Origin of the sequence: Streptomyces hokutonensis (assembly GCF_000376565.1) — a bacterium.
In the GTDB taxonomy this organism is placed as follows: Bacteria; Actinomycetota; Actinomycetes; order Streptomycetales; family Streptomycetaceae; genus Streptomyces; species Streptomyces hokutonensis.
The window spans coordinates 1-23,693 of the sequence record NZ_BARG01000070.1; the positions used below are offsets into that span (position 1 = coordinate 1).

Sequence of the window (23,693 nt, forward strand, 5' to 3'; positions counted from 1 at the left end):
ACCGGCCCGCTCGGCCTCACCCGCGCCGAAGGGGCCGCCGATGGACAACCCATCAGCCGCGTCACGCCGCCCGCGCTCGATCAACTGCCGTACGAGCGCGATGAGTTCGGACGGTTCGAAGGGCTTGGCGAGAAACGCGTCGACGCCGACGTCGAGCCCGCTCTCGACCTCGTGCTGAGTGCAGGCGCTGACGATGGCGAGGGGCAGATCGCGGGTACGGGGGTCGCTGCGCAGCCGAGCGGCGGTACGCAGTCCGTCCAGCCGGGGCATGACGACGTCGAGGGTGACCACATCGGGCCGTACCTGATGAATGACGTCCAGACACTCGGCACCATCGGCCGCGGTCACGACCTCGAGACCCTCCAGCTCGAGATTGACCCTGATCAACTGCCGGATGACCTTGTTGTCGTCCACAACAAGCACCCGACCCGACGCGCCTGGCACAACTCGAGAGTAGGTCCGGACCGGCCACCGCGTCCGGGTTTTCCCCACTTCCACCCCCTGCGAGGGACCCGGGACACGTCCCGGACCACCTCTCCCCCGACCTCTCTGACCACCGGGAAACCCGTTCATGAACACCGGTATGGAGCTGGTAGGGTTCTACCCGTCGCCGCGAACACCGCGACGGACACGCCCCCGTAGCTCAGGGGATAGAGCAACGGCCTCCGGAGCCGTGTGCGCAGGTTCGAATCCTGCCGGGGGCACTCGCCAGTCAGCCAGCAAGAATCATGCTCTGACCTGCGCGGATGCCGACATGAAAGAGCGGGAGTCAGTCTCACTGACTCCCGCTCTTTCTCGTTGTCTCTCACTGTTCGCGCACTATCTGCGATACAGGTGGTACACCTCCAATACACCCATCCAGAGTGCGCCTCCGCCAGCCCAAGGGGCTTCTCCCTCTTGACCGTGGGCAACCCTGCTACCCCGGCGGATCGCCCTCCGAAGACGACACAAGATCGATTCCCGATCCGGCTTAAAGCAGGTAATCTTCTTCTTGTCGGGATGGGGTGCCTCAGTGCAAACTCTGTTGGCAGGACCAGCGACAACGAAGGGCCCAGCTTCTGTCAAAGCCGGGCCCTCCGCGCAGTCCCACGAGCCCGGTCGCCTTGCCTGAGACCGGGCTCACTGCGTGTGCGCCTTCGGCCGCGACCGTCTCATGCGTGGGGACTCTAGTGAGCGAACTGCCCCACGGTGGCGATGATTGCCACGAGTACTCCAATCGCAGCCAGTCCCACCGACCACCTTTCCGGGCCGGTCCACTGCCTGCGTGGCTTACTCACGTCAGACCTCACCACAGCTTCCTCCTTCTCCTCCCGCCGCCCTGCCTTTCAGGGCGTCCGCCGCACCCCGCACAGAGTCCGACGGAGCCGAAGGGGAAAAGTCGGTGAAGCAAGAACAAGGATCCTCACTGAAGTCCCGCCAGGTCAAGCCGAGTTGAGGCAATCACTGAACTTCGAGCGGAAGGTTCTTCACAAGTTCAGCACACTGCGGATGCTCCATTACTCCGACCAGTGTTCTCCTTTACACCGCGTCACCGTCCTCCTCCAGGGCTTTCGTGATTTTCGCGTTGGCTGCTTCCTCGTGCCCGTCGATACAGCCGTGGTAACGGCGGTGGATCACTTCTGGGGAGTTGCCGACGCGCCGGGCTACCTCAGCAATCGGGACACCTGCGTTCAGCCAGCGTGTGATGCACGCGTGCCTCAGGTCGTACGGGCGTCCGGCCAACGGCGAGTCGACGCGCTCCGGCGGAAGAGCGAACAGTCGCGCCTCCTCCCACACGCGCCAGTACGTTGACGAACCGACGACTCCCCCGCGCTCGTTGCCGAATACCCGCCCTTCCTTTGCGGTCCCGAACTCCTTCAGGTGGGCCCGCAGGATCGCGACGAGAACGGGCGGGATGGGGACTGGGCGGTCCGTGTCCGCCTCGCGCGCCTTCAGCCCCCGGCGGTCGTGCCGCTCCCCCGAATCGGTCCACTGCTTGCCGGAGACGGGACGCGTCTCCCGCAGCGTGAGCGTGCCCCAACCCGCGTCTGGCAGGTGGCAGTCGGAGAGCCTCATCCCGACCGCCTCAGCGGGCCTGAGGCCCGCGTAGTACAGGACCGCGTAGAAGGCCGCGAGGCGCCGCCCGCGGTTGCGGTCCCACGAACCGACGTAGGAGACCGCGGTGAGCAACTGGCGCCCTTGTACGGCGTTCACGAGGACGCGTCGGTCCACCACCGCGCCGGAGCCCATGCGCTTCTTGTGGGCGCCCTGGAGAGGGTTCTCCGGGAGTTCCTTGATGGCCACCGCGTGTTCGAGGGCGGTGTTCAGGGCCCGGCGCCGCCGCTTGTGCGTCTCCCCTCCCGCCGGGGTGCCGTCCAGTCGATAGCTGAGGCGGTACAGCACGTCCTCGAACACCTCCGCGTCGACCAGGTCGGCAACCGGCCGATCCTCCTTCGTCAGCCACTCGTACGCGGCCTTCAGTTCGGCCGGCGGCTCCTGCCCCAAGTTCGCGGGGACGATCGCCCACCGGAACGCCAACCGCAGGGCCTTGTCCTCCGGGGTGTTCTCGTTCCGCCTGACCATGGCCAGCGCCACAGCCGCGAGACCGTCCGCCATGCCCTCACGGGTCTTGGCAGCGCTCATGCGCCACCGCCCGGCGATGTACTTCCGGCAGAACTCGAACCACCGCAACGACGGCTTGGCCTCAGCCGCCGCTTCCGCCGCGCGAACTTCGGACTCAGGCTGCCCGCTTACGATCTCGAACGCCTCGCCCCGGCGCATGGCCTGCCGCAACTCCGAGCGCCGGTTTTCGGCGAGTGCCGACGTGGCGAACGTCGCGCTGCTCACCTTCCCGCCTACGACCCACCTGAGTTGGTACGGCCGCGCCTTACGGTCCACCTTCGTGACTTTCCACAGCCGGACGTCGAGGGAGTACCCCGGCCTCGCCTCCCCGTGGGGGCGGAGAGGCGAGGCGTCATCGGTCGTGCTCACGCGGCATCCTCCCGCTCCGAAAGCCACCGCTCGTATTCGGATCGGCGGATTCGTACGTCACCGTTCGGCAGCTTGATCGACCGTGGGCCCTTCCCGAGTTGGCGCCACCGGTAGAACGTCGACGGAGCCACCTTCAGATCGGTGATGACCTCCGCGACGGTCAACTTCTCGTCCAGCGCGCGGGCGCTCATACGGCCGTCCCTTCGGCTTCGGTCGACCCGGACAGCCCGGACAGCTCCAATTCCGACTGTCCGGGTTGTTCGTGCTGGTCAGATGGGGTAACCGGACAGTCGGACAGTGCGGACACCTCTTGGGCGCTCTGTGTCCGGGTCTCGGTGTCCGGGTAGTACCGGCCGCCAGCGTCCTTGGTGAGCTGTCCGGCTTCGGCCATGCGCGAGCACGTCCGGCGGATGGTGTCCATGTCGACGTGCGGTAGTTCGCCCGCCATGTCCTTGGGCTTGGCGCCGGGGTGGGCGCGGACGTACCGCAGGATCGCGGCGCGGGTGTCGCCGACGGTGTGGTCGGTGACGGGGCCGTCCAGCAAGTGCCAGGCTCCGGAGGCGGGTTGGAAGCTGAGTGCGTACTCGGCTTCGTCCACGTCGCGGCCGGTGACATGCAGGATGCCGTCCGCCTGCCCGCGGGCCCGCTTGAGTACGAGCGTGGCGTCAGCGGCGCCCGCGATGCCGTTGGTCCCAGAGACCTCCGTCAGGAAGTCGTCCGAGCCTGCCTTACGGACGTGGTGGACCAAGACCACGGCGATGCCGTAGTGGTCTGCGAGCCGCTTCGCGTAGCCGACGGAGACGTAATCGGCGTCGTACGCGGACACCCCTTGTGGGGCTTGGCCTCGCATCTTGGCGAACACGTCGATGACGACCAGGCGGGCGTCCGGGTTGCGGTCCAGCCACTGCGCGATGGCCTCGGTACCGCCTGCGGGGAAGGGCGGGCACTCGGTCACGAGGGTGAGCCCGGCGGGCGCCTGCTGTCCTCCCAATAGCTTGCCCATGCGGGTCTGGAGACGGCGCGGGGTGTCTTCCAGGGCGAGGTAGAGGACCGGTCCGCCGTCGACCGGCACGGAGTCGAAGGCCTGGGCTCCGGCGGCGACCGCGAGGGCGAGTCCGAGGGAGAGCCAGGACTTGCCGACCTTGGGCGGTCCGGCGAGCAGGCTGACCCCTTCGGCGAGGATGCCGGGCACGGCCCATTTCGGGTCGGGGAAGTCCGCGGCCATGAGCTGATCGGCCGTCCACGCGGTCCGCGGGCGTTCCCGCTTCGGCGGCGGCAGGGTGGGGGGTTGGGGGTCGCTGGGGACGGAGTACAGGTGCAGGGGCGGGATCGGGTTGGCGCTCATGCCGCGACCGTCCGGGGGCGCCGGGCGCCGGCCCTGAGCCCGGAGGCGATCGTGCGGCGCGCCTCGCGCTCGCCCTGCCCTACCTGGAGTGCGGCAGTCAACAGCCAGCCGGTCACGTCGACTTCGCTCAGTTCTCCCCCGGCAACGAGCTGTCCGAGGGCGACGGAGGCAATGTAGAGGGCGTTGTTGTGCTGATCCTCGCCGGAGGTCACGACGCGCTCCACTTCCCCGTTGACCGCGGCGTTGAGGAACGCGGTGCGCCGTCCGCGGCCGGCGAGGGCAACCCGGATCGGCTGTTGCGGGGGCAGCGGGGCCGGGCGCAGTAGTTCGGCGAGCCAGCCCGGCAGGGGTGCCGCGGGGCCGTTGCAGGTGACCTTGTAGGGGCGGCCGTTGAAGGTGCTGCCGGCGCCGACGACGAGTCCGCCGGCGGCGCGGGTGTCGACCTTCCAGCCGAGCCCTCGTGCGCTGTCTCCGGCGGTGTTGCGCAGGATCTCGCCCTCGGGGGCGGTGAAGTAGAGGTGGGTGCCGCCGCTCCAGGTGCGGACGGTGTACGTGTCGGCGGGGAAGGGCTGACCGTGGCGTTCGCAGAGCAGGGCGAGGACGTCGGCGCCGTCGGTGACACCGTGTTCGGCCCAGTGCGCCGGCGGGATGTCGTCTGCGTGCTTGGGCCGGTCCAGGTCGATGACGACCAGGTTGGAAGGGCCGGTGGCGATGCCGAGGTTGAAGGCGCCGACGCACCACGCGACGGTGATGCGATCCCGATCGGTGGTGGCGCGAGGCTCCCAGTCGGAGAGCGCGGGGCGCTTGTCGCCGGGGATCAGGGGGAAGACGTGCCAGCCTCGTGACGCTGCGTCGAGCGCTGAGGCGAGCTGGGCAGAGCCGTCCGTGTGCGGCATGCTTGGGGGTTCCTGTTCTGTCTTCGGATGGACAGGGAGAACCGCGGCGGCGGGCGACCTTGCTGGGGAGTCCCGCCGCCGCGGCATTGCTACTGGTGCTTGGCCCAGTGGGCGTACTGCTGGCGGACGTAGTGGCGCGGGTCGCAGATGACGGACGCGTCGTCCATGTCCATCAGGCGCTGAGCCGCATGGGTCGCGACTTCGCCCGTGTCGTCGCCGGTCGTTCCCTGGAGTGCGATGCGGTCCAGGACGGCCGCTTTGCGGAGCCAGAAGTCACGGTCCGCGGCATCGCCAGACCGGTTTTTTGCGACCGTCCGGGCGACCGCGGCCGTCCAGGCGATCTCACAGACGATGGTGGGAGCGGTGGCGTAGGCGTCTTCCGGTGTCGGCCACGCTGTCGGCTCCACCTCGACCTCATGCAGGCGCCGCGCGGCGGCGTGCAGCTTGGCGTCCAGGACGGCGGGCGGGGTGGTGGTGAACGCGTGCAGGGCGACGGTGGCGGCGATGATGACGTCGCACAGTTCGTCGGCCACATCGGCGCGGGTGTGGGTGACGCCCTTGCGGGGGTTCTGGCCGGTCATGCCGATGTACGCGGCCGACGCCTCGCCGGCCTCCTCAACCACCTTCATCAGCCGCATCGCGGTCTCGTGCTCACCGGTGCCGTTAGCGGTGTTCAGGGCGGTGACGATGCGGGCGGTGACCGGCCACAGGGCGGCGCTCATGCGGACTTCCTTTCAGCGGTGGGGAGTTGGGGCAGGCCTGCGCGTTCCAGGGCGGTGGGGTCGAAGCCGGGCAGGGTGGCGCGGGTGACGAGCGCGGCGGCGAGCTGTTCGGCGTAGGCCGCGCCGGTGCGGGCCACTTCGATCTGTGTGGTGGCGTGGAGGGTTTCGACGCGTTCGATGTGGGCGTACTCCTCGCGCCGGTCGCTCATGTGCCGCTGGTACGCGACGGTGTCGCGGCGGTCGGTGCGCCAGTAGCGGGCGGCGAGGGCGTAGGCGCCGGCGGTGGCCAGGGACCACAGCAGCAGGGGCAGCGGGAGCCCGTCGGCGTATCCGGCCACGCCCGCGAAGGCGAGCGCGCCGGAGGCGGCGAACGCGGTCCCCACGAGGGTGCTGTCTCCGGTGTGGCTGCCCGCGGCCACGCCCGCGGCGGCGGCCCCGGCGGACAGCACGGTCATCAACGCGGCGTTGCCCACGGAGTGTTCGGCGCCGTTGGCGTTCCAGATCCGAGCGAGCGCGAGCACGGTGGTGGTGGCGATGGCGGGCGCGGCCTTGGGCGCCACGATAGCCAGCCAGTGACGGGCGACGATGGGCTCGTTCACGAGATCCTCCGTTCAGTTGCCGAGCGCGGACAGGGCGTCGGCGGACGCCTGCACGAGGTTGTGGATGGGCTCGTACGCGCCGGTCCCGGCGACGAAGAACCCGAACAGGAACAGCACGATGGCCGCGCCGGCGCCGGCGGACCTGGTCTTGACGGCGAGGGCGGAGGCGGCGCCGAACAGCAGCACGGCGGAGATGCTCAGGACCATCAGGAGTCCTCCGGGCGGGCGAGGTTGGCGATGCGGGCGCGCATGTCGGCCAGTGCGCGGTGCAGGTCGGTGAGGCTGACCGGATCGGTGCGGAACAGGTCCTGGAGGTCGGCGGACAGGAAGTCGCTCGTCTCGTCGTGGCAGACGATGACGGGCGGCAGGCGGTGCTCGGGGGTGTGCGTCATGAGTGCTCTCCCGGGGTTCAGTCGGCGGTGCCGGCGCGGTAGATGCGGGCCCAGCGGTTGTAGAGCCAGCGGCCGATGCGTATGCGCTTGCCGGTGGCGTGGCAGCGGCGGCAGTCCTTGCCGCGCTTGAGCTGTCCCCTGCGGTTGGTCTTGAGCGCGTGGCCCATGCCGGAGCACTTGCGGCAGTTGCCGAACGGCGAGGCAGCACACACAGCGACGTAACACAGCGTGACGCCGATGAGGAGTGTGATAGCGAGCAGGGCGAAGGTCATGAGGGGCCCTCCGGGCGGTTTTCAGGGGTTTCCGCAGGTGGGCCGCTATCCGCTAGCGGCCTGATCAGATCGGGTGTGGGGCGCTAGCGGGGCCGCTAACGTTAGCGGGGTGTGCCGCTAGCGCTAGCGGCCCCAAAGGGTCAGCCCGCGTCCCGGTTTCCGTCACGCTCAGCAATCGCCGTGACGATGTGGGAGCGGTCGACACCGCGCCGGTTGACGACCTTGCCGTTCACCCGGCGGCCCACCTGGATGGTGGCGATGCCGTGCGGCTTCAGTGCCGCGGCGAGCGCGTCGGGGTCCCAGCCGTCGTAGACCTCGGGGCGCAGGTCGGCGAGGCGGGCGACGACGGTCTCGGACCACACCTTGGGCTCGTCGGCCGCAACGACGGCGAGGATGTCGCGCAGCAGGTCGTACGCGCTCGCCACAACCTCTGGCTCTTCCCCGAGCGCGTGCCCGGTCAGGAGTCCGGCCGCCTCGCGTGCGGTGCGGGCGCGGGCGGCGATGCTGTCCGCGCCGGGCCCGTCCACGTACACGGAGCCGACGATGCGGGCGTCGGAGCCTTCACCGATGAAGTAGTGAATGCCCTTGTCACCCCAGCTGAACATGGTCGCCCGCACGCCCCGCTTGTAGGACGACGTGCCGAGGACCATGTCGTTCTCCAGCTGGCCCATGACCTTCAGGCACCACCGTGCCGACGCGTTCGCGCTGATGCCGGTGGGCAGTGCCTTCGCGTCGGGGCGCTGCGTGGCCAGCAACAGCACGATCCCGGTGGCCGGTCCGCGCTTGACCAGGTCGGTGGCGATCTCCTCGAACTCGTCCTTGTGCTTGGGGTGCTCGAAGAGAACCTGGCATTCATCCACCCCGATCACGATGGGGTGCAGACCCAGCGAGCGCTTGTCGGCGAGTTCGCTGGTCACCTTCGACTCCGGGCAGATGTCCCGCGGCAGCGAGCGGATCACCTTGGTACGCCGGCGCAGTTCCTCACGCAGCGCCCGGAAGTCGTTGAGGCAGTACAGGATCGACTCGTCGTCATCGCCCGCGGCGTGGCGGTGGGAGACGGCGTTACCGACCGGGTCCAGGTCGCCGGTGCCCTTCATGTCGTAGGTGTGCAGTTCCGCCCGCGGGTCCAGCGCGGCGATCAGGAGCAGGAGGCGGAGGAGGAAGGTTTTGCCCATGCGTGGGATGGCGCCGATGATGCCCGCGATGTACATCAACGTGACGTCGACCCAGCGTCCGCGCTGGTCAGTGCCGTAGGCGACGGGCTTGAACAGGTTCACGCTGCCGCTCGTCAGCAGCGGCCACTTGGGCTTCTTCGAGGTCGACATGTCCTGATCGCCGACCCACAGCACCAGGTGCCCGGTGTGCTCGTTCGGCACCGCCTCCGGCCACACGCACCCCAGCGGGCGGCGCAGACCGGACGCGAGACGGTCGCGGCGCTCGATGACGTCCGTGACGGTGACGCCGTAGGGGAGGTTGCCCTCCGCACGCCAGCCGGGGCCGTCACGGGTGATGGGGGCGGTGAACTCGAATCCGTCACGGCCCTTGCCCTGTGCCTGGTTGATGGCGGGGATGCCGAGCGAGCCGAGCGCGCGCAGCACGATGTCCGACGTGAGTTTGACCGCGGTGGGCAGTTCCACCGCGCGGTGGATGACCGGGTCGTCCGCCTTGCCGCCGGCGAACCCGAGCGCGATCACGACCGCGCTCACTGACACGGCCTGAAGCCAGTCGGGGGCGAGGACGTACATGGCGAGCGCGGAGCCGAGCCCGATGAACATGGCGAGCACGGTGACGAGGGTGCGCAGGCGGACGCGTCCGTCGCGCTGCCGCGAGAGCTTCAGGTACTCGGCTGCGTCCTCGCGGCGGACCGCGGCGAGGCGGACCGGTTCGCCCTCGCGGTCGGCCATCCACCGCACGGTGCCGCCCACGAACTTCGCAGCGCCGGACGGGGCTTGCAGGGTGAGGCGTGCGGCGTAGACCGGGGAGCGCAGCGCGTGATAGCCGACCGAGTGCGCGTAGTGCCGAGCCACCCACGCGGACGCGGTCCGCAGTTCTGCCACGGACTGAAGCCACGGCGGAACGACCGGACGGCGCTGCGCGGCGAGCAGGCGACCCAGGTAGCCCGGACCGGCCGCCTTGGCGGTCGGGACGTCGACCATCACGCGCACGGTCGGATCGCCCGACTCGGCACCCGATCGACCGGGCTCCGGGTCGGTGTCGGGTCGGGTGGTCGGGTCGGCCGACTCGGTACGGGCCGACCGTGCCTTGTCGAGGTCGACTACCTCGCCCCCGGAGTCGGCGGCGGGGTCGGTGTTGAGTTCTGCTTCGAGTCGGTTGAAGAGTTCGTTCTCGTCGTCGGGGTGATTCACTGACAGTCCTTCCAAGGGGAGGAAAGGCGGGGTCGGTCCGTCGCTGTAGGAGGTGGGCGGACGGACCCCGCCGGATGGTGGTGCGGGGATGGTCAGGCGGCGCGCTGTTCCTCGGGGTAGGCGCAGAGGATGCACATCCCGAGCGAGGTCGGGAGGCAGTAGCTGTAGGTCACACGGCACTGGGGGCAGGTACGGCGGGCGAGCATCGCCAGGGCGAGCGCGCCCCACTTGCGCGACGTCATCGGCCGTACCGGCTTCGCGCAGTCGACGCGGTAGAGGTAGGCGACCTGAGCACCGGACTTGCGGCCGCGGTGACGGCGCATCACCTGTGCGGCGACGGGCTGTCCGCCGGGGCGCAGTCCGCTGGCACGGAGCTGACGGCGAGTCGCGTAGCCGTCCGGGGCCAGACGCCACGGGAACGTGGGCACGCCGTAGCGGGCGCCGGTGGGGTCGTAGCACTTGGCGAACGTCAGGGACGTCATGCCGCCACCGCCTCAGTGCCTTCGACGGAGTGCAGCGGGCGGCCCTCAGCGCGTTCGGCCTTCAACGCGTCGCGCAGCGCGCGGGCGTTGGCCTGCGAGACGCGCACCGCTGTGCGGATGCGGTCCGCGGTCAACTCCCTGTCCAACCACTGCGCGGTGACGGTGCGCGCCTCACTCAGCAGTTCCTCGAAGGTGCGCTGTGCCTTGGCCTTGCCTTTGGCGGGGGTCTGCCGGCGCGGGCGAGGCTTGGGACCGGCCTCAGGCTCCGGCGGCACTGCCGGGGGCGGCACTGTGGTGGTTTCTTCGGTGGCGGGGGCCAGTTCTCCCATGCGCAGCATCACGCGTTCGCGCCGCGGGGTCTTGGTCCGCCACTTGGGGCCGTGCTGCTCGCGCAGGTCCGCGCGGGCCAACTGCCGTTCCTTCTCCCGCGCCAGCGCCTCGCTGTAGGAGGTGATCTCCCACAGCGTCATCCTGCGCCACAGCGCGAACGTGGACGGGAACGCCAACAGCCAACGGGAGAAGCGGATCTTCTCCATCCGGCGGCCGGTGGCAGCGCCGATCCGCACGGCGTAGACGTGCGCGCCGATCTCGGAGAACACCACCCACAGCAGCGGCATCGTGCCGTGCGCGACCTTCGCCGACAGCGAGTGTCCGGCCGCGATGTTCAGCCCGCACGTGATCAAAGTGAGCACCCAGGGCACGAACCGCACCCACGCGAGCGCCATGTCCATCCGGATCAGGAGGAGGTTGGCGACGGTGAACACCGGGATGGACACGTCGATACCGACCGGCAGCATCCACGGAGCGGAAAACCCCCAACTCGCCGCGGCAGCCGACACCGCATCGAAGGAAGAGATCAGACCGAGCGCGCCGACACCGGCCGCGCCGAACGCACCGACACCGGCAAGCCCCATCTCCGGCTTCGTCAGCGGCGGCACCCCGGACGGCGGGGCTTCGGGGGCGAGCGGCGGGGTGGTGGTCATGACGTGGCCTCCGTCCCGCCGTGCGTACCGGCGCGGCCGGCGCGACGGCCGTTGACCGTCTTGCACTCCTTCTCCAGGCTGAGCGCGTTCGACCACGGCGCCTCACTGCGCTTCGCCCGGTACATCTGCTCATCCGCGAGCCTCAGCAGCTCGGACAATTCCACCTGCTCGCTGCGCGGGTGGGCGCGGACGGCGCCGATGGACGCACTCACGTCCAGGGTGTGACCGGCCGTCTCCACCGGCTGTTCCAGCGCCTCGGAGAGCAGGTGGAGGGTCTCGCTGAGGTGGTCGTCGCTGTAGACCCACGCGATCGCGGCGAACTCGTCCCCGCCCAGCCGACCCACCACCGCAGAGCAGTAATCGGCCCACGCCGCGAGCCGTTCGCCGGTGGCGCGGATGACCGCGTCCCCCGCAGCGTGCCCGTGGGTGTCGTTGATCTCCTTGAACCTGTTGAGGTCGACCAGGTAGACCCCGACCGGACGGAACCGGGCCAGGATGCGGTGTTCCGCGCGTTCGGTGAACGCATCCCGCGTCCACAACCCGGTCAGCGGGTCACGGCGCGCGGCCTCGACACGGCGGTGCAGACGCAGCGCGTGCAGCGACCATCCGGCCGCCATCGGCACACCAGCCGCAGCGGCAGTCAGCAATGCACTCATGCGGCACCTCCGAGGGCGAGCAGGGCGGCGAGGACGAGCAGAGCGCCGCCGGTGCAGGTCAGGTCGACCGCGCGGCGCAGGATGGTGAACTTGGCAAGAGCGATGCGGGACAGTCCCGCGATGTCCGCGCTGAGATCGCCGGAAAGGGTGGCGGTGATCTCCTCGGCGGTGAGCGTCGCCCACAGCGGGAAGCCGTGCCGGCCGCGCAGGTTGGGGCGCACCGACCGCAGCAGCAGACCGGCCGCCGCGACCAACAGGCCCATCCCGAGGCCTCCCGCGATGTCCGCGGGCACGCTCAGGGGGACGTCCTTCGCGACGGTCCACGCCCCGGCGAGGACGGCACCGACGAACGCGAGCAGCAGACCGGTCTTGGTGTCGGTCCGCGCGATCTCCCCCTTCACCTCCGCATGCGCGGCGGCGAGGTGCTGTTCCGGGGCCCTCATGACGTCTCGCCGTCCGCCGTGGCCCGCAGCTTGGCATCCATCAGTTCGGCTTCTACGTCGGTGACCTGGTTGTCAAGAATCCGCTGGTAGACCGCCTCGCTTTCCAGGAACATGCGGTCGTTGAAGTTAAGGCCGTCGCTCATGCCGCACCTCCCTGGAAGCGCGGGTTGACCAAGCCGGTCAGGGCGGCGATCTCGTCGCCGGTCAGCACGGTCCGTTCGTCCATGGCGTGCGCCACGGTGCGGATCTCGCGCCACAGGTGGCCGACCTTGCGGCGGGCCATGCCCTGCACCATCCCCCAGGACTTGCCGCCCTGCGGGACGCAGGTGCGACCGAGGCGGTAGCCGAACTGGCGCAGGACGTCGATGGCCAGCTCACGGTCATGGGCGGCGGCACACGCGGCAGCGCGCTCCGGGGTCCACAGGCTGTAGGTCAACAGGTAGGTGACGTGGGCGAGTTCGCCGGCCGCGCACTGTGCGGCGTAGTGCCACGGCGGGGTGTCCTGCGTCTGATGCGCGGTGTTGCCGGTCACGGCCCACTGGCCGGGCTCCGGCTCCCACGCGATGCCCTCGGAGGTGATGACGTGCATGCCGTAGGCCATGGACAGCACGGCGTGCCCAGCCTCGTGAAAGGCCATGCCCAACCGGGCCTGCCCGTAGGTCAGCGGCATGTTCAGGAACGCACGGGGCTTACCGGTGTGGTCAGTCAGTGTCTCGGGGGCGGGATTCATGGTGGTCATGCCGCGACCCCCTTGCGCGCCATGCGACGGCGGGCGGGGCGGACCAAGGTGACGACGTCGAACAGGTCCGGGTTCTCCTCGATGAGCTGCGCGGCCATACGGACCAGGCAGTCGGGAAGGTTCGGGTTGTCGGCGAGGATGTCGCGCGCCGCGTCCTCACGGGCCGCGCGCTCTTCCTCGCTCTCGCCGTCGACCCCGAGCCACAGCTCAACCGGGGTACCGAGCGCCAGTTCCGCGAATTCGTGCGCGGTCAGAGCCTCATGGCCTGCCACGAAGGTGCGCAACTTCGAACTGCTCACGGATGTCTCCTGTAGGTCGGTGGAAGGGAGATGCCGGGTGGCGGGCGACCTTGCTGGGGAGTCCCGCCACCCGGCACATGTGCGTCGGAACACACGCCCTCCCAATGGAGAACATGTATGACATGTACCTCATCTTGCAGAGGGAAGTTCGCCCCGTCAAGCCCTTCGGCTGTTGGAGGTCTGCGAGTCCCTCGCGCTCGATGTACCTACAGACTGGCGTCGGCAGCGACGACGTTCGACTTCGCGGTTGCGCGGCTCAGGTCGTTCTTAGCTACCGTGAAGTCGAACCAAGTCGTCCCAGGAAGTCGGAGGTTGGCATGGCGAACGAGCGACTACGCGGCGCGATAGTGGACTTGGGCCTGACGCTCGATGAGGTCGCCGAACGACTCGGGGTCGCGGCCAAGACCGTCGAGCGATGGATCAACGAACCTGAGCGCAAGCCATATCGCCGATTCCAGTTCGCAACCGCATCGCTGTTGAGGTGCGAGGTGTCGTACCTGTGGCCGGACGAACGCACGTCAGCCGAGGTCGCTGCCGCCGGCAACGCGGAGTTGGTCAGGCTCTATCCACACCGCTCCGTCGTGATGCAAACCCTCTGGACGAACCTCTACTCCAAGGCGACCCGTCAGTTTGACCTGCTGGTGTACTCCGGGTTCTGGCTCACGGAAGACGCATCGTTCCACCGCATCGTGAAAGAGAAGTCGGCCGACGGAGTGCCCATCCGCTTCATGCTGGGAGAGCCCACGTCGCCGGCCGTTGCCATGCGCGGCGAAGACGAAGGGATCGGCGCTGCGATGGCGGGCAAGATTCGAAACGCCCTCGTCAACTACGGCCCGCTCTTCGGCCTGCCCGGTGTCGAGTTCCGCTTGCACGGCACCACTCTCTACAACTCGATCTACCGGGCCGATGACGAGATGCTGGCGAACGGCCACCTGTACGGGGTCGGTGCCTACATGGCCCCCGTGCTCCACCTGCAACGAGTCCCGGGCGGTGAACTCTTCGACGCCTACGCTGAGAGTGTTGAGAAGGTGTGGGAGTCGGCCCGTCCGATCTCCTCACCCGCCGATTGGGAAGGCACGCGCTGATGAGCCGGATCGACTACTTCCGCGACCCGAACGCCCCAAAGGCCAACTCAGTGGTCCCCTCGGTGACGGCGGTGGTCCGGGACGATGCCGGACGCCTGTTGCTGATCCACAAGACGGACAACGACCTTTGGGCCCTGCCCGGTGGTGGCCACGACATCGGGGAACGCATCGCCGACACGGTCGTTCGCGAGGTCCGGGAAGAGACCGGCATCGACGTTGAGGTCGACGACATCGTGGGGCTCTACACCGACCCTCAGCACGTGTTGGCGTACGACGACGGCGAGGTCCGGCAACAGTTCTCCCTCTGCTTCCGGGCCCATCCGGTCGGCGGTTCGCTGCGCACAAGTAGCGAGTCGAAAGAGGTCCGCTGGATCGAACCGGCGGACCTTGACGGACTGGACATCCATCCTTCGATGATGCTGCGCATTCAGCACGGCCTCGATGACACGCGTCGAGAGCCCTACATCGGCTGACCATTACCAGAGACTTCGGCCATCCGGTCCGCGACGCGCTTCGACGCTGCGTGGATCTCGGGGGCCGCACGCTGGATGAACCGCCCGACGATCGTCTCCGAACCGTATCGCTGCACGATCTCGTCCAGCCGCTCAGCCGACGTCGTCTGCGTCCCGTCCGGCGTCGTCGTCATGTCGCAGTACAGCAAGGCGTCTACCAAGTCGGGACGCTCTAGGTCGAACTCGCCCTCAAGTTCCTGACGGAGTCCGCGTTCCTCCGCTTCCAGCAAGGCACAGGAATGATGAGCCACGAGACGAACAACCCGTTCGTCCGCACCTTCCTGATCCCTGAGGAACCGCGCGCCGTCCAAGGGATGGAAGCCGGTGACAGCAATGGCCGGCGAGTAGCCGATGTCATGCAGCACGGCCGCGGCTTCCAGTAGCTCCGCGTCCTCCCCCAGGATCGGGCTCAAGGAGCGAGCGCGCTTGGCGACCCCTAGCGAGTGCTCCCACCGACGCGGGAGCGGTTCGGAGAGCAACGATTCGGAGAGCGTGTACGCCCACTTAGTCAGTCCCATGGCCGCTAAGGCTACGGCCGAACCACGGGAGCCGGGAGAGCACGTACTGTCCGCCCCTTGCCGTGAACTGTGGCAAGCAGGCCGTGCCCCTCCATTTGGGCTAGGACACGTCGCACCGCGGTACGGGACGCCCCGAACCGCTCGCACAGTTTCGCCTCGGACGGGTACGTGTCGCCCACCGACAGCGAGTCCTCCATGATCACATCGGTCATCCGTTCCGCGAGAGACCGACGATCGCCACCCCGAACGACGCGCCATCCAATGCCGGGCACAGACTCAACGACACCGTCGCTTTCGAGAACTTTGAGAGCACGACGGATCGTGTTTCGGGAGACGCCGTGCACGTCCATGAACTCAGCTTCAGACGGCAGGTGGCCGCTCCCCTTCCTGGTTTCGATCTCGCTTCTCAGCGCCTCCGCGATGACCAAGTAGGTCCCGCGCGGACTGGCCTCCGGCACTTCGACTCCTCTCACACTCTGCCCATTGCCCGCTGTCAAGAGTGCCACCGGGACCCGCAACGCATCGACGAACAGCAGTGTCCCATGTGTCCGGCTGTCCGGTTAGGGCCCTCACCTGCGCAAAAGGTCCGGACAGCTCAACGTAAGGGTGTCCGGGCTGTCCAGTCACAGACGGCTAGAACACCCGGGGATGTTCCAGCCCTCGACGGAGCCGACTCCTCCATGCGAGAAGGAGTCGGAGGCGAGTTCTGACCTGCCACAGGAGGAACGGATAGACGCCCCTCGATCCCAAAGGCAATGAATAGCATTGCAGGCCCAACTATATTTCGGCACACTCGACCTCGAATCGGCCATGGAGGTTAGCCGACCACTCGAAACAGCGTGACCCCTTACGGGGAAGACTGAGGGTTCGTGAACTCTTTCCTCATATCCTCAATAGCAGCCTTCATGTGAGAGTCATCAGTATCGCGATAATGATCGTACAGAAATTTCGGCACTCTGGTGGCTTTGCTACGCACCACCAAGATCTCGTCCTGAATTTTTCGACAAGACTTGGTCATTTTTTCTTGCTGCCGTACAGAGGGCTGAAACCTCGCCCACTCAAGCTCGGACATTACGTGCGCTTTCACAGCCGCCCTGTCCGCTATGGTTTGCCGTTGAGAGTGAATAATTTCCCACGCGAGCGATATAACCGCAAGAGACGGCACATACCATCTCAGCAATAGATTCATCGTGCTCAGGTTACTCAGCAGTCCGAGCGCAATCCCGAGCGACAGCCAAGAGATCAGGAAAATGGTGACGAGATTCTTCCAGCGCTCCCGCAACCGCATATCCCAAGTTACATTTGACCTCTGACACAACAGAACTGCAACCGGCGAAGGAAATCCAGAAACGTCGGCATAGTAGTTCCGAAGCTTACCAACGTCACCTTTATACTTGGATGCCAACTCTCGAATTCTTTCCGGATCCACCCTCTCACCTCTTTCCGCCCACTCCATTTCGAATACATAGGCGTCGAAATGCTCCTGCAATTTCGCAGCCTCGCCACATCTCGACTTTGCAAGGATAGAAAGCCATAGGCTAGAAATCACAGCCCATAAGAACCCGGCAATGATCAATAGCTGGCTGGTCTTTTGCAGGCAGGCAAAAACTGCCGCCGTTACAGCAAAGGCGAGAGATGGCGTATACCTCAACCACTCCATCTTTTGGGCGGCGCGATGAGCCGCATTAGCGGCTTTATTCAGCAGTATGCCACGCTCGTCATTTTGTCGATCATTAATCAATTTCCCGCCTCCTAGTGTTACGAAACTTTACTCGGAAATAGAGGGCCATACACAGAAGCCCAAGTACTTACTGCGGCATCCTGGTCCCCCTTGACTTGAGCCTTCAAAGCCGAAAATGCCCCCGAAGCAGCCGTCCGACAAAGGGCTGAAATTGCATTCCGTTGCGAGGTCGAAAGATATACAGAAAGCTCTCCCTGACAACCCGCGGGGTCCGAAATGGATACGGTTCTCGAAATCTCCTCAAAGGTCTCGAACGAAGCGACAGCATAATTTTCATTCAACTGCGGAGCGAGTTGCGCCACCATCGATTCAAGGTGATAGGAGTGGAGCAAACCCCCGTGTGCAGCATTCCAATACTTCATGCCTCTCGTGAACTCTGGAAGCTGGATCCGAGACGCGTCATCTTGCCTCTTGAAGTAATACTCCTGAATGACAGGGTTTGTAGGCTGCCATCCATTTCTGCCATCCGGGATCAAATAACCTTGCGAGTCGCACCTTACGGCAGGCAGAATGTCTAGATGAATTCCATCACGATACTCAATTTGCACAACCTCTTGCATTTCAGAAACCCGAACAGCCGTGCCAGCAGACCGGTCCAGGCAGTCTTTTATTGCAGTCAAAAGCGGTCGCGACCCTACTCTTTCAATGTTCGTAGCGCCATGAAACTCAAACATGAAGTCAAGGTCGCTATATTTACGAATCGCAGTCCCCCTGGCATAGGAACCAATTAGCCAATGACGGGTGAGCGAGTACGGCGCCACCTCTCGCGCCGCATTCCTGACATCATCCGAAATCGCTCCTGCATACACAAGCGCCCGCTCCACTTGCCGCTGAGAGGGTGTAATGATTTCATAGAATCGACTAAAAGCTGCGCCTACTTGTGCGTTCATGTAGAGACTTCAGTTCCACCTCGGGTCGCATATTGATGCCGAGGTAAACCATACTGGCTGAGCGTCAGATTGGTGCCGCATCGGAGTCGTAGCCTCACAGCCTGGGCGATCGTGCAGTTCGGACGGCGGGCCGGCGGACTCGCGGGGCAGTTGTGACGCAACTGGCGAAGGCTCGTGCTGCGGCTCACAGCGCGGTGTAGCAGGTCAGTTGGTTGCCGCGCCGCAACCCACGGCCCATTCCGAACCTTGCCCGCAGACCAACGCCGGCGGGCGCACTACACGCCTCTGACACTGCCTGTACCGCTGACGCCATCCGCCGAAGTTCACCGCAGGTCAAAGAGCCATCCGGAGTGATCGGCACAATTGCTCCAGAGTGTTGTAATGCCGCTCAGCTGACCCAGATGCCATCGGGTGAGAGCCGGCGAGCAAGGCGCCGCCCCGCGACGCTTACAGGAGTCGACCAGGACACATCCGCAACCTGGCATCCAAAATCAGTGGCGAGCGCCTGTACGAGCGTGGCACCAACGCCACGGTGTCGATAGGTGCCTGCCACCCAAATCAGGATGATTCGAGGACGCACTGTGACGTCCTCATCCCCGTACGGCGACCCGTCGATGAGATCCCATCGGCGATGCTCGTTACTGTCATGGGCGGCCACGTAGCCGATGATGCGCTCGTCCGCCTTCAACAAATATGCGCGATAATTATCCGTACTCGCTTCAGGCTCACCTACGTGGGACCAGGACGGGAAGTCATAATTATCCTCCCTCTGCGGCATGCGTGCCACTTGGTAGGCCAACTTTCGCCACGAAATGGGGGACTGCGTTGTGACAATTGCCAGGTCACCCAACCAGTCAAGCCCCTTCGGTACCCGAACGCCTAAAGCCCAAGCCGCATGATGCACGCGGTGGACGTTGTCGTCATCCCCCGTATCCCGAAGGCGCATGCCGCAAGGGCACTCGTGGCTGCTCGCGATCTCCAACCGCTGGAATTGGACTGGTATAGCGCCGCGGCTGAGTTCCTCGCCGCTGCCGCCCACCCAAGGCCGGAAGGGCTCATCATCCGACTCGACGTACCCGGTCCAACGGTCCACCCACCCCGGATATTGCTCGGGGAACATCTCCCGAATCTCCTTCTGGGCCGCTGGCAATGTAGGTCGAACCCACACACTGCCAGCTGTGGCCCGACCATTGAGGCGCAGGCCGGACTTTGTCGCCTTAGCTCGCAGGAACTTCAGAAAGACTCCGGGGGGTGAATCGAAGTCGACTCCGCGGATCAGCTCTCGCTCACCAGGAGCGAGCCATTCATCGACGGGCAGTGCAAGACGGTCGGCGAGCGCGTGTAGTCCGCTATAGTTGTATTCAAGCTCAGCAGTGCGTAGTGCTTTGACCGTAGCCTCGACGTCTCGAAACCGAGCACACAGATCGACCCAGCGCGGGCCATTCCCGAAGTGAAAGGCGCCTCGATTACCTTCATATCGAATTCGGTCCATTGCCGCATAGCGCGCTCTGTCGACCGCCTCGATGTAGTCTGCGGGCAGGCTTGGTTCGCGGCCTTGTAAGGATTCGGTATCAAAGTAACCATCTCGGTCAAGCTGGACGTTGGCGAACCAGCGTGATGCCCGGACCCGGAACTTTCGGGTGTCCCGACTACTCGCATCAGCGACAAGGTGGATGGTCCGCTCGGTCATGCGTTCTACTCCATGGCTCTAGCCGGATCGGTCAAGCCGATCATTCCTGCCCCTGCAAGCCTCGGGAAGAGCACGGATCTGGAAGTGTCCGTGCCATCCGACTGGCCGTCGTGCAGACATACCTCCGGCAGACCGTCGGCGCCATGCCCCGGACCATGTTCCCTCCCAGTTCAGAGGGAGCAAAGGGCTTGATCAGCGCAATCGCTCCGGTGCTGGCACCCACGCGCGGGAGGTGTCCGGGCTGTCCGGCTGTCCGGCTAAGTCCCTCACCTGCACAAACAGCCCGGACAGCTCAGAGGGCCGCTGTCCGGGCTGTCCGGTTACAGACGGGCTGCAACACCCCAGGGTGTTGCAGCCGTCGGCGAAGCCGACCTCTCAATGGGCACAGGAGCCGGAGGCGACTTCCACTTCGCACTATCTGCGATACAGAGGGGCACCACACGCTTCCCAGGATCAAGAGATCTGCTAGTCAGGGCCGATTCACAAGCCGAACTCTGATCATGCTCTGGAGTCGTACTCACAGGTAGCACGTCAGTAGGTCCGCTGCCTGCGCTCCGGCCGGCAGTGCGCGCACGGCGAGGCACCGCGGCCGCCACCCACGGAGCGTCTATCTGCGGGCGTGTCAGCGACTTCGGCCACGCGCCTGACACTGCCCACGCAGGCTTACCAAGCTCAGCACTTCATGGAAAACAAGCCTCTGACCTGCACGTTAGCCGGAAAACTGATCATCTGTAGCGGTGCGAGACTGAGGACTTGACGACAGTGCTACTTTGGTACCAGAACAGGTACCAGATTGGAGTTGACCATGCCGGCACTGAACGTCACTTTCACTGACGACGAGATGGCCACGCTCCGCGACCAGGCAGCAAAGGAGGATGTCAGCATGAAGGCTCTGGCGCACGACGCCGTCTTGGCTGAGGTCCACCGGCGCAAGGTGACCGCTGCCGCCATCAGGACTGCCCGTATCTCCGCAGGCCTGAACAAGCGCCTTGCCACCAAGTAAGGAACTCTCACCATAACCGAGTACCTGGACGCCAACGACGTCATCCAGATCGCGGAAATCGCTCTTGGTGGCCGTGTTGGTGTGCGCGACTGGGGGCTACTGCAAAGCGCCGTCGCTCGCCCTCAGACTAGTGTGTTCGGCGAAGATGCCTACCCAACGCTCTTCGAAAAGGCTGCAGCTCTGCTGCACTCCGTCTCCAGCAATCACAGCCTGGTAGACGGGAACAAGCGCGCTGGGTGGGCATCAGCTGTCGTCTTCCTAGACATCAACGGACATCCGCTGATGGAACCTCTGGACGAGGACGCGGCTGAGGAGTTTGTGTTGGCAGTGGCCCAGTCTCAGTTGTCGAACCCGGAGATCGCTAACCGCTTGAAGGCATTCGTTGCTTAGCCAAGGAGCCAAGCCACCTCAGCCAAGCCTCGACACACCTCCGACACACTGAGTGCCGTTACAACCCACCTGCCTGGCTACGCCGCAGGTCAGAACAGCTTTGTGGCGTGATCAGCGCAATCACTCCGGAGCCTTTGTGGACGAACTACCGCTTCGATGGTGGCCTTGCCACCACTCCGCGACTGAGGCTCTACGGATGCCCAGTCGTCGCCAGCTGAGACGTTACGACGGCTAGATGATGCGAGGTTGCCCAGGCGCGCCACTCGGTGCCCCCGCCCGCCTTCAGTCGCCTCCGCTGAGCGCATTCCTGAAGGCGAGCGTCCCCCCACGACGTAGCGGCTCCGGTGACGGGCCAGTAGGGCGAGTTGACCAAGTCCTGGCTGAGAGTGAAGAAGTCATCGTTGCCCGGCCTGACACGCGGATATACGAAGACCTGCCACTCGGCCGCCGTGGTGTAACGCATGTTGGGATCTGGGGTCCCACGGCTCTTGGGCAGGATGCGGGGGTACGTCACACCGAAGTCCCCGAATTCAGGTTGTTGCCCCGGCCACTTCTCGGCAACCGCCTGCCATAACCGCGCGTCCTCCCTGACGACAGGCGTTGCTCCGCCCCGCCTGAATCCCTTCAGGTTGACCGGGAAGGCGCCAGCCGCCACGCAGAGACGCCTCCATGGCCAGGATGAGAGACGCCTCAAGGCTTCAATGGTCGCTTCGGCCAGGACTTCCCGAGCCCGATCCGAGTGCACTGGACCGGCATCAAACAGCAAGTCGACTTCCTCCGGAGTCAGCTGTACCGCTCGGAGCAGATCCCGTATCGCGTCTGCGGAGGGGAGCAAATCGCTGAGGCCCTCCGCCGTAGATACGCGCAGGCATGCGCCCTGCCGGTGGCCGGCGGACACCGCTGCTACTTCCGCCAACACTTCGTCAGGATCAGAACACCTGAAGACTGGGCACATGGCAACACCGCGGAGCCCCAGAGACTCCCCAACCCGCACCATGGGCCCGCCCGCGTCGCCGCTGAGCACGCGGACTGGGGGCAACGCGCCACAGTCAACCGTGAGGACCATGCCGTCTGGCACGTTCTCCATCGCGTGGTCGCAGAAGGTCTCCAGCAAGTCCCGAAGCTCAAAGTCCGGCACGATCTCCATCACTGGGCGGAGCTGAGCCTGTACCTCCGCTGTGACGTGTCCAAGCGCCAGAAACTCCCCCGCCTTGCCCTTCAGAATAGGAACGTAGGCCACCAGCCACCCCCAAGCGCTCCCCACACTCAGCCAGTTGTCGTGCCCACCGCTCTTGACAGAGTGACCGGGCAAATCAAGGGCAGGTAGAGCGCTGTTCTCGCCACGAGGCTCAAAGTTGAGGGCCGAAGGACGTCACGCGAGCCACGCACCGTGCCAGGGCTCCGCAGTGCCTCCAAGTGAGTGGCGCGTCGATGGCTCCTCACCCGGGCTCGGGCGGCGGCATTTTTGCAGTTCAGGGAGTCGAGCTGCGACAGGTACGGCGTGCCCTCCGAAACCGTGTGCACACGGGCAGACCGCTGCGCCGGCCAATGGCTAGGCCCGGCAGGCCCGGTAGGCGTTGACACGCAGAGGATCTCGGCGTCTCATTCCAGGATCTCCAGATCAGCGTCCAGGCGGCAGAGTCTCCGGGAGCGCCAACCGTTCAACATTCGAGGTATTGCAGCATCATCAACCGCGGCGGCACTTAATTTGGCACCCTCTCAAGCACATCACACAATCGCGAGAAGCGCGCGAAGATTCGCCTTTGGGGCGCACGATGAACAAACCGCTCACGGAGACGTGATCCGCTAGTCGCCTACCGTGCGAGTGAAGATGCGGTCAACACCGATTTGCCAGGGATAGACATCCGATTCCTCAATATGGGGAGCCGTCTCCATATAGGTATTGACGATCGATTTCGCCATTAGCCCACGTAAAGATGTAGACAGATTATCCATCTGCAAGTAACGCTTGCTCGCAGGGTGGGCATCCTGCCAATCCAACCAAGAATTATAGGTCTCGCCTGTCTTGGTGGCGGGGTTGGAACGCCAATCACATGTGTCATTCATCCCCCACCCATACGCTTTATAGTTACTTGGGTTAGAGGTCGGGATAACCTGGAACGCATAGCTATTCGCAGTAGCCCCGGACACATAGACTTTCAGCGCGCCGAAGTCTCGTACAACTCTCTCACTCATGGAATCGCGATTGAGAGTGAGGTCTAAGCGGCCGGATGACTTCGCATCAAACGAACCAATCATGAACGAAAATTTCGGCTGGAAGTCGCGACTACAGGAAGTGACTGCATACGATAGAGCCGTACCCGTTTTATCAGTAACGACGTCAACCCAATAACCCCTTCCCTTGAAAATGTTCTCCGTAAGCCCCTTCTTATCTACTACCGGCTGCACAAACAACGGGGCTCCGAGTTTCTCCCTGAATGCGGCGAAGCTATATCCCGCATGCAGAGAGGTCAGCTTCTCATACTCAGCATCTTTCCATTCAAAGCGAGATTCGTACCAGCCTATTGCATCTCCAACAAATCCAAACAATGTAATGATCGAAGAAATCAGAACCGCCGAAAACGTCAGCACGGTAAGGATTACGTTGCGCTTAGTCCACTCCTCAAAACGGCCAGCCATGTGATTTCCTGCCGCCCCGGGCTGACCCGGCACCACACCACCGGCACCCGCCGCCCCGCC

Annotated in this window: 29 protein-coding genes and 1 tRNA gene; 5 read left to right on the forward strand and 25 right to left on the reverse strand. The window is 65.3% G+C overall.

Annotation, left to right across the window (positions count from 1 at the left end):
* The coding region (locus tag SSP08S_RS39580; RefSeq protein WP_439654588.1) for a response regulator at positions 1 to 573 on the reverse strand (573 nt) is incomplete at its 3' end.
* A 59-nt stretch (positions 574 to 632) separates the two neighbouring features.
* Here SSP08S_RS39580 and SSP08S_RS39585 point away from each other — a divergent pair.
* Positions 633 to 704: transfer RNA gene (locus SSP08S_RS39585), tRNA-Arg, on the forward strand.
* A gap of 814 nt (positions 705 to 1,518) precedes the next feature.
* Here SSP08S_RS39585 and SSP08S_RS56745 read toward each other — a convergent pair.
* From SSP08S_RS56745 to SSP08S_RS39675, 17 genes are all read right to left on the reverse strand, one after another.
* Complete coding sequence (locus tag SSP08S_RS56745) at positions 1,519 to 2,970, reverse strand: tyrosine-type recombinase/integrase (protein WP_019073195.1); 1,452 nt, start codon at positions 2,968 to 2,970, stop codon at positions 1,519 to 1,521.
* The gene (locus SSP08S_RS39595) at positions 2,967 to 3,161 is read right to left on the reverse strand and encodes a helix-turn-helix transcriptional regulator (RefSeq protein ID WP_019073196.1); all 195 of its coding nucleotides are present in this window, start codon (positions 3,159 to 3,161) and stop codon (positions 2,967 to 2,969) included. Before SSP08S_RS39595 ends, SSP08S_RS56745 begins: the two co-directional genes overlap by 4 nt.
* On the reverse strand, positions 3,158 to 4,315 hold the full coding sequence (locus SSP08S_RS39600) for an AAA family ATPase (RefSeq protein WP_019073197.1): 1,158 nt from the start codon (positions 4,313 to 4,315) through the stop codon (positions 3,158 to 3,160). Before SSP08S_RS39600 ends, SSP08S_RS39595 begins: the two co-directional genes overlap by 4 nt.
* Complete coding sequence (locus SSP08S_RS39605; RefSeq protein ID WP_019073198.1) at positions 4,312 to 5,211, reverse strand: bifunctional DNA primase/polymerase; 900 nt, start codon at positions 5,209 to 5,211, stop codon at positions 4,312 to 4,314. Before SSP08S_RS39605 ends, SSP08S_RS39600 begins: the two co-directional genes overlap by 4 nt.
* 89 nt (positions 5,212 to 5,300) lie before the next feature.
* On the reverse strand, positions 5,301 to 5,933 hold the full coding sequence (locus SSP08S_RS60845) for a MazG-like family protein (RefSeq protein ID WP_019073199.1): 633 nt from the start codon (positions 5,931 to 5,933) through the stop codon (positions 5,301 to 5,303).
* The gene (locus SSP08S_RS39620; protein WP_019073200.1) at positions 5,930 to 6,532 is read right to left on the reverse strand and encodes a hypothetical protein; all 603 of its coding nucleotides are present in this window, start codon (positions 6,530 to 6,532) and stop codon (positions 5,930 to 5,932) included. The genes SSP08S_RS60845 and SSP08S_RS39620 overlap by 4 nt, the downstream gene beginning before the upstream one ends.
* Positions 6,533 to 6,544: 12 nt before the next feature.
* On the reverse strand, positions 6,545 to 6,739 hold the full coding sequence (locus tag SSP08S_RS39625; protein ID WP_019073201.1) for a hypothetical protein: 195 nt from the start codon (positions 6,737 to 6,739) through the stop codon (positions 6,545 to 6,547).
* Positions 6,739 to 6,924 (reverse strand): hypothetical protein, encoded by a 186-nt coding sequence (locus SSP08S_RS39630; RefSeq protein ID WP_019073202.1) that lies wholly within the window; start codon positions 6,922 to 6,924, stop codon positions 6,739 to 6,741. Before SSP08S_RS39630 ends, SSP08S_RS39625 begins: the two co-directional genes overlap by 1 nt.
* A gap of 17 nt (positions 6,925 to 6,941) precedes the next feature.
* On the reverse strand, positions 6,942 to 7,196 hold the full coding sequence (locus SSP08S_RS39635; RefSeq protein ID WP_019073203.1) for a hypothetical protein: 255 nt from the start codon (positions 7,194 to 7,196) through the stop codon (positions 6,942 to 6,944).
* Positions 7,197 to 7,336: 140 nt separating this feature from the next.
* Positions 7,337 to 9,562, reverse strand: coding sequence for a cell division protein FtsK (locus SSP08S_RS39640; RefSeq protein WP_019073204.1), 2,226 nt, complete (start codon positions 9,560 to 9,562; stop codon positions 7,337 to 7,339).
* A gap of 92 nt (positions 9,563 to 9,654) precedes the next feature.
* A complete protein-coding gene (locus SSP08S_RS39645) occupies positions 9,655 to 10,044 on the reverse strand; it encodes an RRQRL motif-containing zinc-binding protein (protein ID WP_019073205.1) in 390 nt (129 codons plus the stop codon).
* On the reverse strand, positions 10,041 to 11,027 hold the full coding sequence (locus SSP08S_RS39650; RefSeq protein WP_019073206.1) for a DUF2637 domain-containing protein: 987 nt from the start codon (positions 11,025 to 11,027) through the stop codon (positions 10,041 to 10,043). Before SSP08S_RS39650 ends, SSP08S_RS39645 begins: the two co-directional genes overlap by 4 nt.
* Complete coding sequence (locus SSP08S_RS39655) at positions 11,024 to 11,683, reverse strand: GGDEF domain-containing protein (protein WP_026179239.1); 660 nt, start codon at positions 11,681 to 11,683, stop codon at positions 11,024 to 11,026. Before SSP08S_RS39655 ends, SSP08S_RS39650 begins: the two co-directional genes overlap by 4 nt.
* Entirely contained in the window at positions 11,680 to 12,126 is a 447-nt protein-coding gene (locus SSP08S_RS39660) for a Pycsar system effector family protein (RefSeq protein ID WP_019073208.1), read from the reverse strand. The genes SSP08S_RS39655 and SSP08S_RS39660 overlap by 4 nt, the downstream gene beginning before the upstream one ends.
* Positions 12,123 to 12,269 carry a hypothetical protein gene (locus SSP08S_RS62060; RefSeq protein WP_019073209.1) on the reverse strand — a complete coding sequence of 49 codons (147 nt, stop codon included), beginning with the start codon at positions 12,267 to 12,269 and terminating at the stop codon, positions 12,123 to 12,125. Before SSP08S_RS62060 ends, SSP08S_RS39660 begins: the two co-directional genes overlap by 4 nt.
* Positions 12,266 to 12,865, reverse strand: a complete 600-nt coding sequence (locus tag SSP08S_RS39670; RefSeq protein ID WP_019073210.1) for a hypothetical protein — start codon at positions 12,863 to 12,865, stop codon at positions 12,266 to 12,268. Before SSP08S_RS39670 ends, SSP08S_RS62060 begins: the two co-directional genes overlap by 4 nt.
* A complete protein-coding gene (locus tag SSP08S_RS39675) occupies positions 12,862 to 13,164 on the reverse strand; it encodes a hypothetical protein (protein WP_019073211.1) in 303 nt (100 codons plus the stop codon). Before SSP08S_RS39675 ends, SSP08S_RS39670 begins: the two co-directional genes overlap by 4 nt.
* Before the next feature lie 317 nt (positions 13,165 to 13,481).
* Between SSP08S_RS39675 and SSP08S_RS39680 the strand changes: the two genes are divergently transcribed.
* Positions 13,482 to 14,249, forward strand: coding sequence for a helix-turn-helix domain-containing protein (locus SSP08S_RS39680; protein ID WP_019073212.1), 768 nt, complete (start codon positions 13,482 to 13,484; stop codon positions 14,247 to 14,249).
* Positions 14,249 to 14,722 (forward strand): NUDIX domain-containing protein, encoded by a 474-nt coding sequence (locus SSP08S_RS39685; RefSeq protein ID WP_019073213.1) that lies wholly within the window; start codon positions 14,249 to 14,251, stop codon positions 14,720 to 14,722. The genes SSP08S_RS39680 and SSP08S_RS39685 overlap by 1 nt, the downstream gene beginning before the upstream one ends.
* Here the strand turns inward: SSP08S_RS39685 and SSP08S_RS39690 are convergent.
* The 5 genes from SSP08S_RS39690 to SSP08S_RS62075 all read right to left on the reverse strand — a co-directional run bounded on the left by SSP08S_RS39690 (position 14,710) and on the right by SSP08S_RS62075 (position 19,600).
* Complete coding sequence (locus SSP08S_RS39690) at positions 14,710 to 15,279, reverse strand: HD domain-containing protein (protein ID WP_019073214.1); 570 nt, start codon at positions 15,277 to 15,279, stop codon at positions 14,710 to 14,712. The genes SSP08S_RS39685 and SSP08S_RS39690 overlap by 13 nt on opposite strands.
* Positions 15,280 to 15,290: 11 nt before the next feature.
* Complete coding sequence (locus SSP08S_RS39695) at positions 15,291 to 15,737, reverse strand: GntR family transcriptional regulator (RefSeq protein ID WP_019073215.1); 447 nt, start codon at positions 15,735 to 15,737, stop codon at positions 15,291 to 15,293.
* Positions 15,738 to 16,126: 389 nt separating this feature from the next.
* Positions 16,127 to 17,020 carry an S-4TM family putative pore-forming effector gene (locus tag SSP08S_RS62065; protein ID WP_158697269.1) on the reverse strand — a complete coding sequence of 298 codons (894 nt, stop codon included), beginning with the start codon at positions 17,018 to 17,020 and terminating at the stop codon, positions 16,127 to 16,129.
* 17 nt (positions 17,021 to 17,037) lie between these two features.
* On the reverse strand, positions 17,038 to 17,910 hold the full coding sequence (locus tag SSP08S_RS62070) for a nucleotidyltransferase domain-containing protein (protein WP_158697270.1): 873 nt from the start codon (positions 17,908 to 17,910) through the stop codon (positions 17,038 to 17,040).
* Between the two features lie 388 nt (positions 17,911 to 18,298).
* On the reverse strand, positions 18,299 to 19,600 hold the full coding sequence (locus SSP08S_RS62075; protein WP_158697271.1) for a GNAT family N-acetyltransferase: 1,302 nt from the start codon (positions 19,598 to 19,600) through the stop codon (positions 18,299 to 18,301).
* 805 nt (positions 19,601 to 20,405) lie between these two features.
* Here SSP08S_RS62075 and SSP08S_RS39710 point away from each other — a divergent pair.
* Both SSP08S_RS39710 and SSP08S_RS59965 read left to right on the forward strand, forming a co-directional pair.
* Positions 20,406 to 20,603 carry a hypothetical protein gene (locus SSP08S_RS39710; RefSeq protein WP_019073218.1) on the forward strand — a complete coding sequence of 66 codons (198 nt, stop codon included), beginning with the start codon at positions 20,406 to 20,408 and terminating at the stop codon, positions 20,601 to 20,603.
* Positions 20,604 to 20,627: 24 nt separating this feature from the next.
* Positions 20,628 to 20,993: a type II toxin-antitoxin system death-on-curing family toxin gene (locus SSP08S_RS59965; protein ID WP_245608047.1), complete on the forward strand. Its 366-nt coding sequence runs from the start codon at positions 20,628 to 20,630 to the stop codon at positions 20,991 to 20,993.
* 190 nt (positions 20,994 to 21,183) lie between these two features.
* On the opposite strand, the gene SSP08S_RS39720 is transcribed toward SSP08S_RS59965, so the two are convergent.
* Positions 21,184 to 22,233, reverse strand: coding sequence for a beta family protein (locus tag SSP08S_RS39720; protein ID WP_019073220.1), 1,050 nt, complete (start codon positions 22,231 to 22,233; stop codon positions 21,184 to 21,186).
* 566 nt (positions 22,234 to 22,799) lie between these two features.
* A partial coding sequence (locus tag SSP08S_RS62080; RefSeq protein WP_158697272.1) for an ETEC_3214 domain-containing protein occupies positions 22,800 to 23,693 on the reverse strand: 894 nt, incomplete at its 5' end.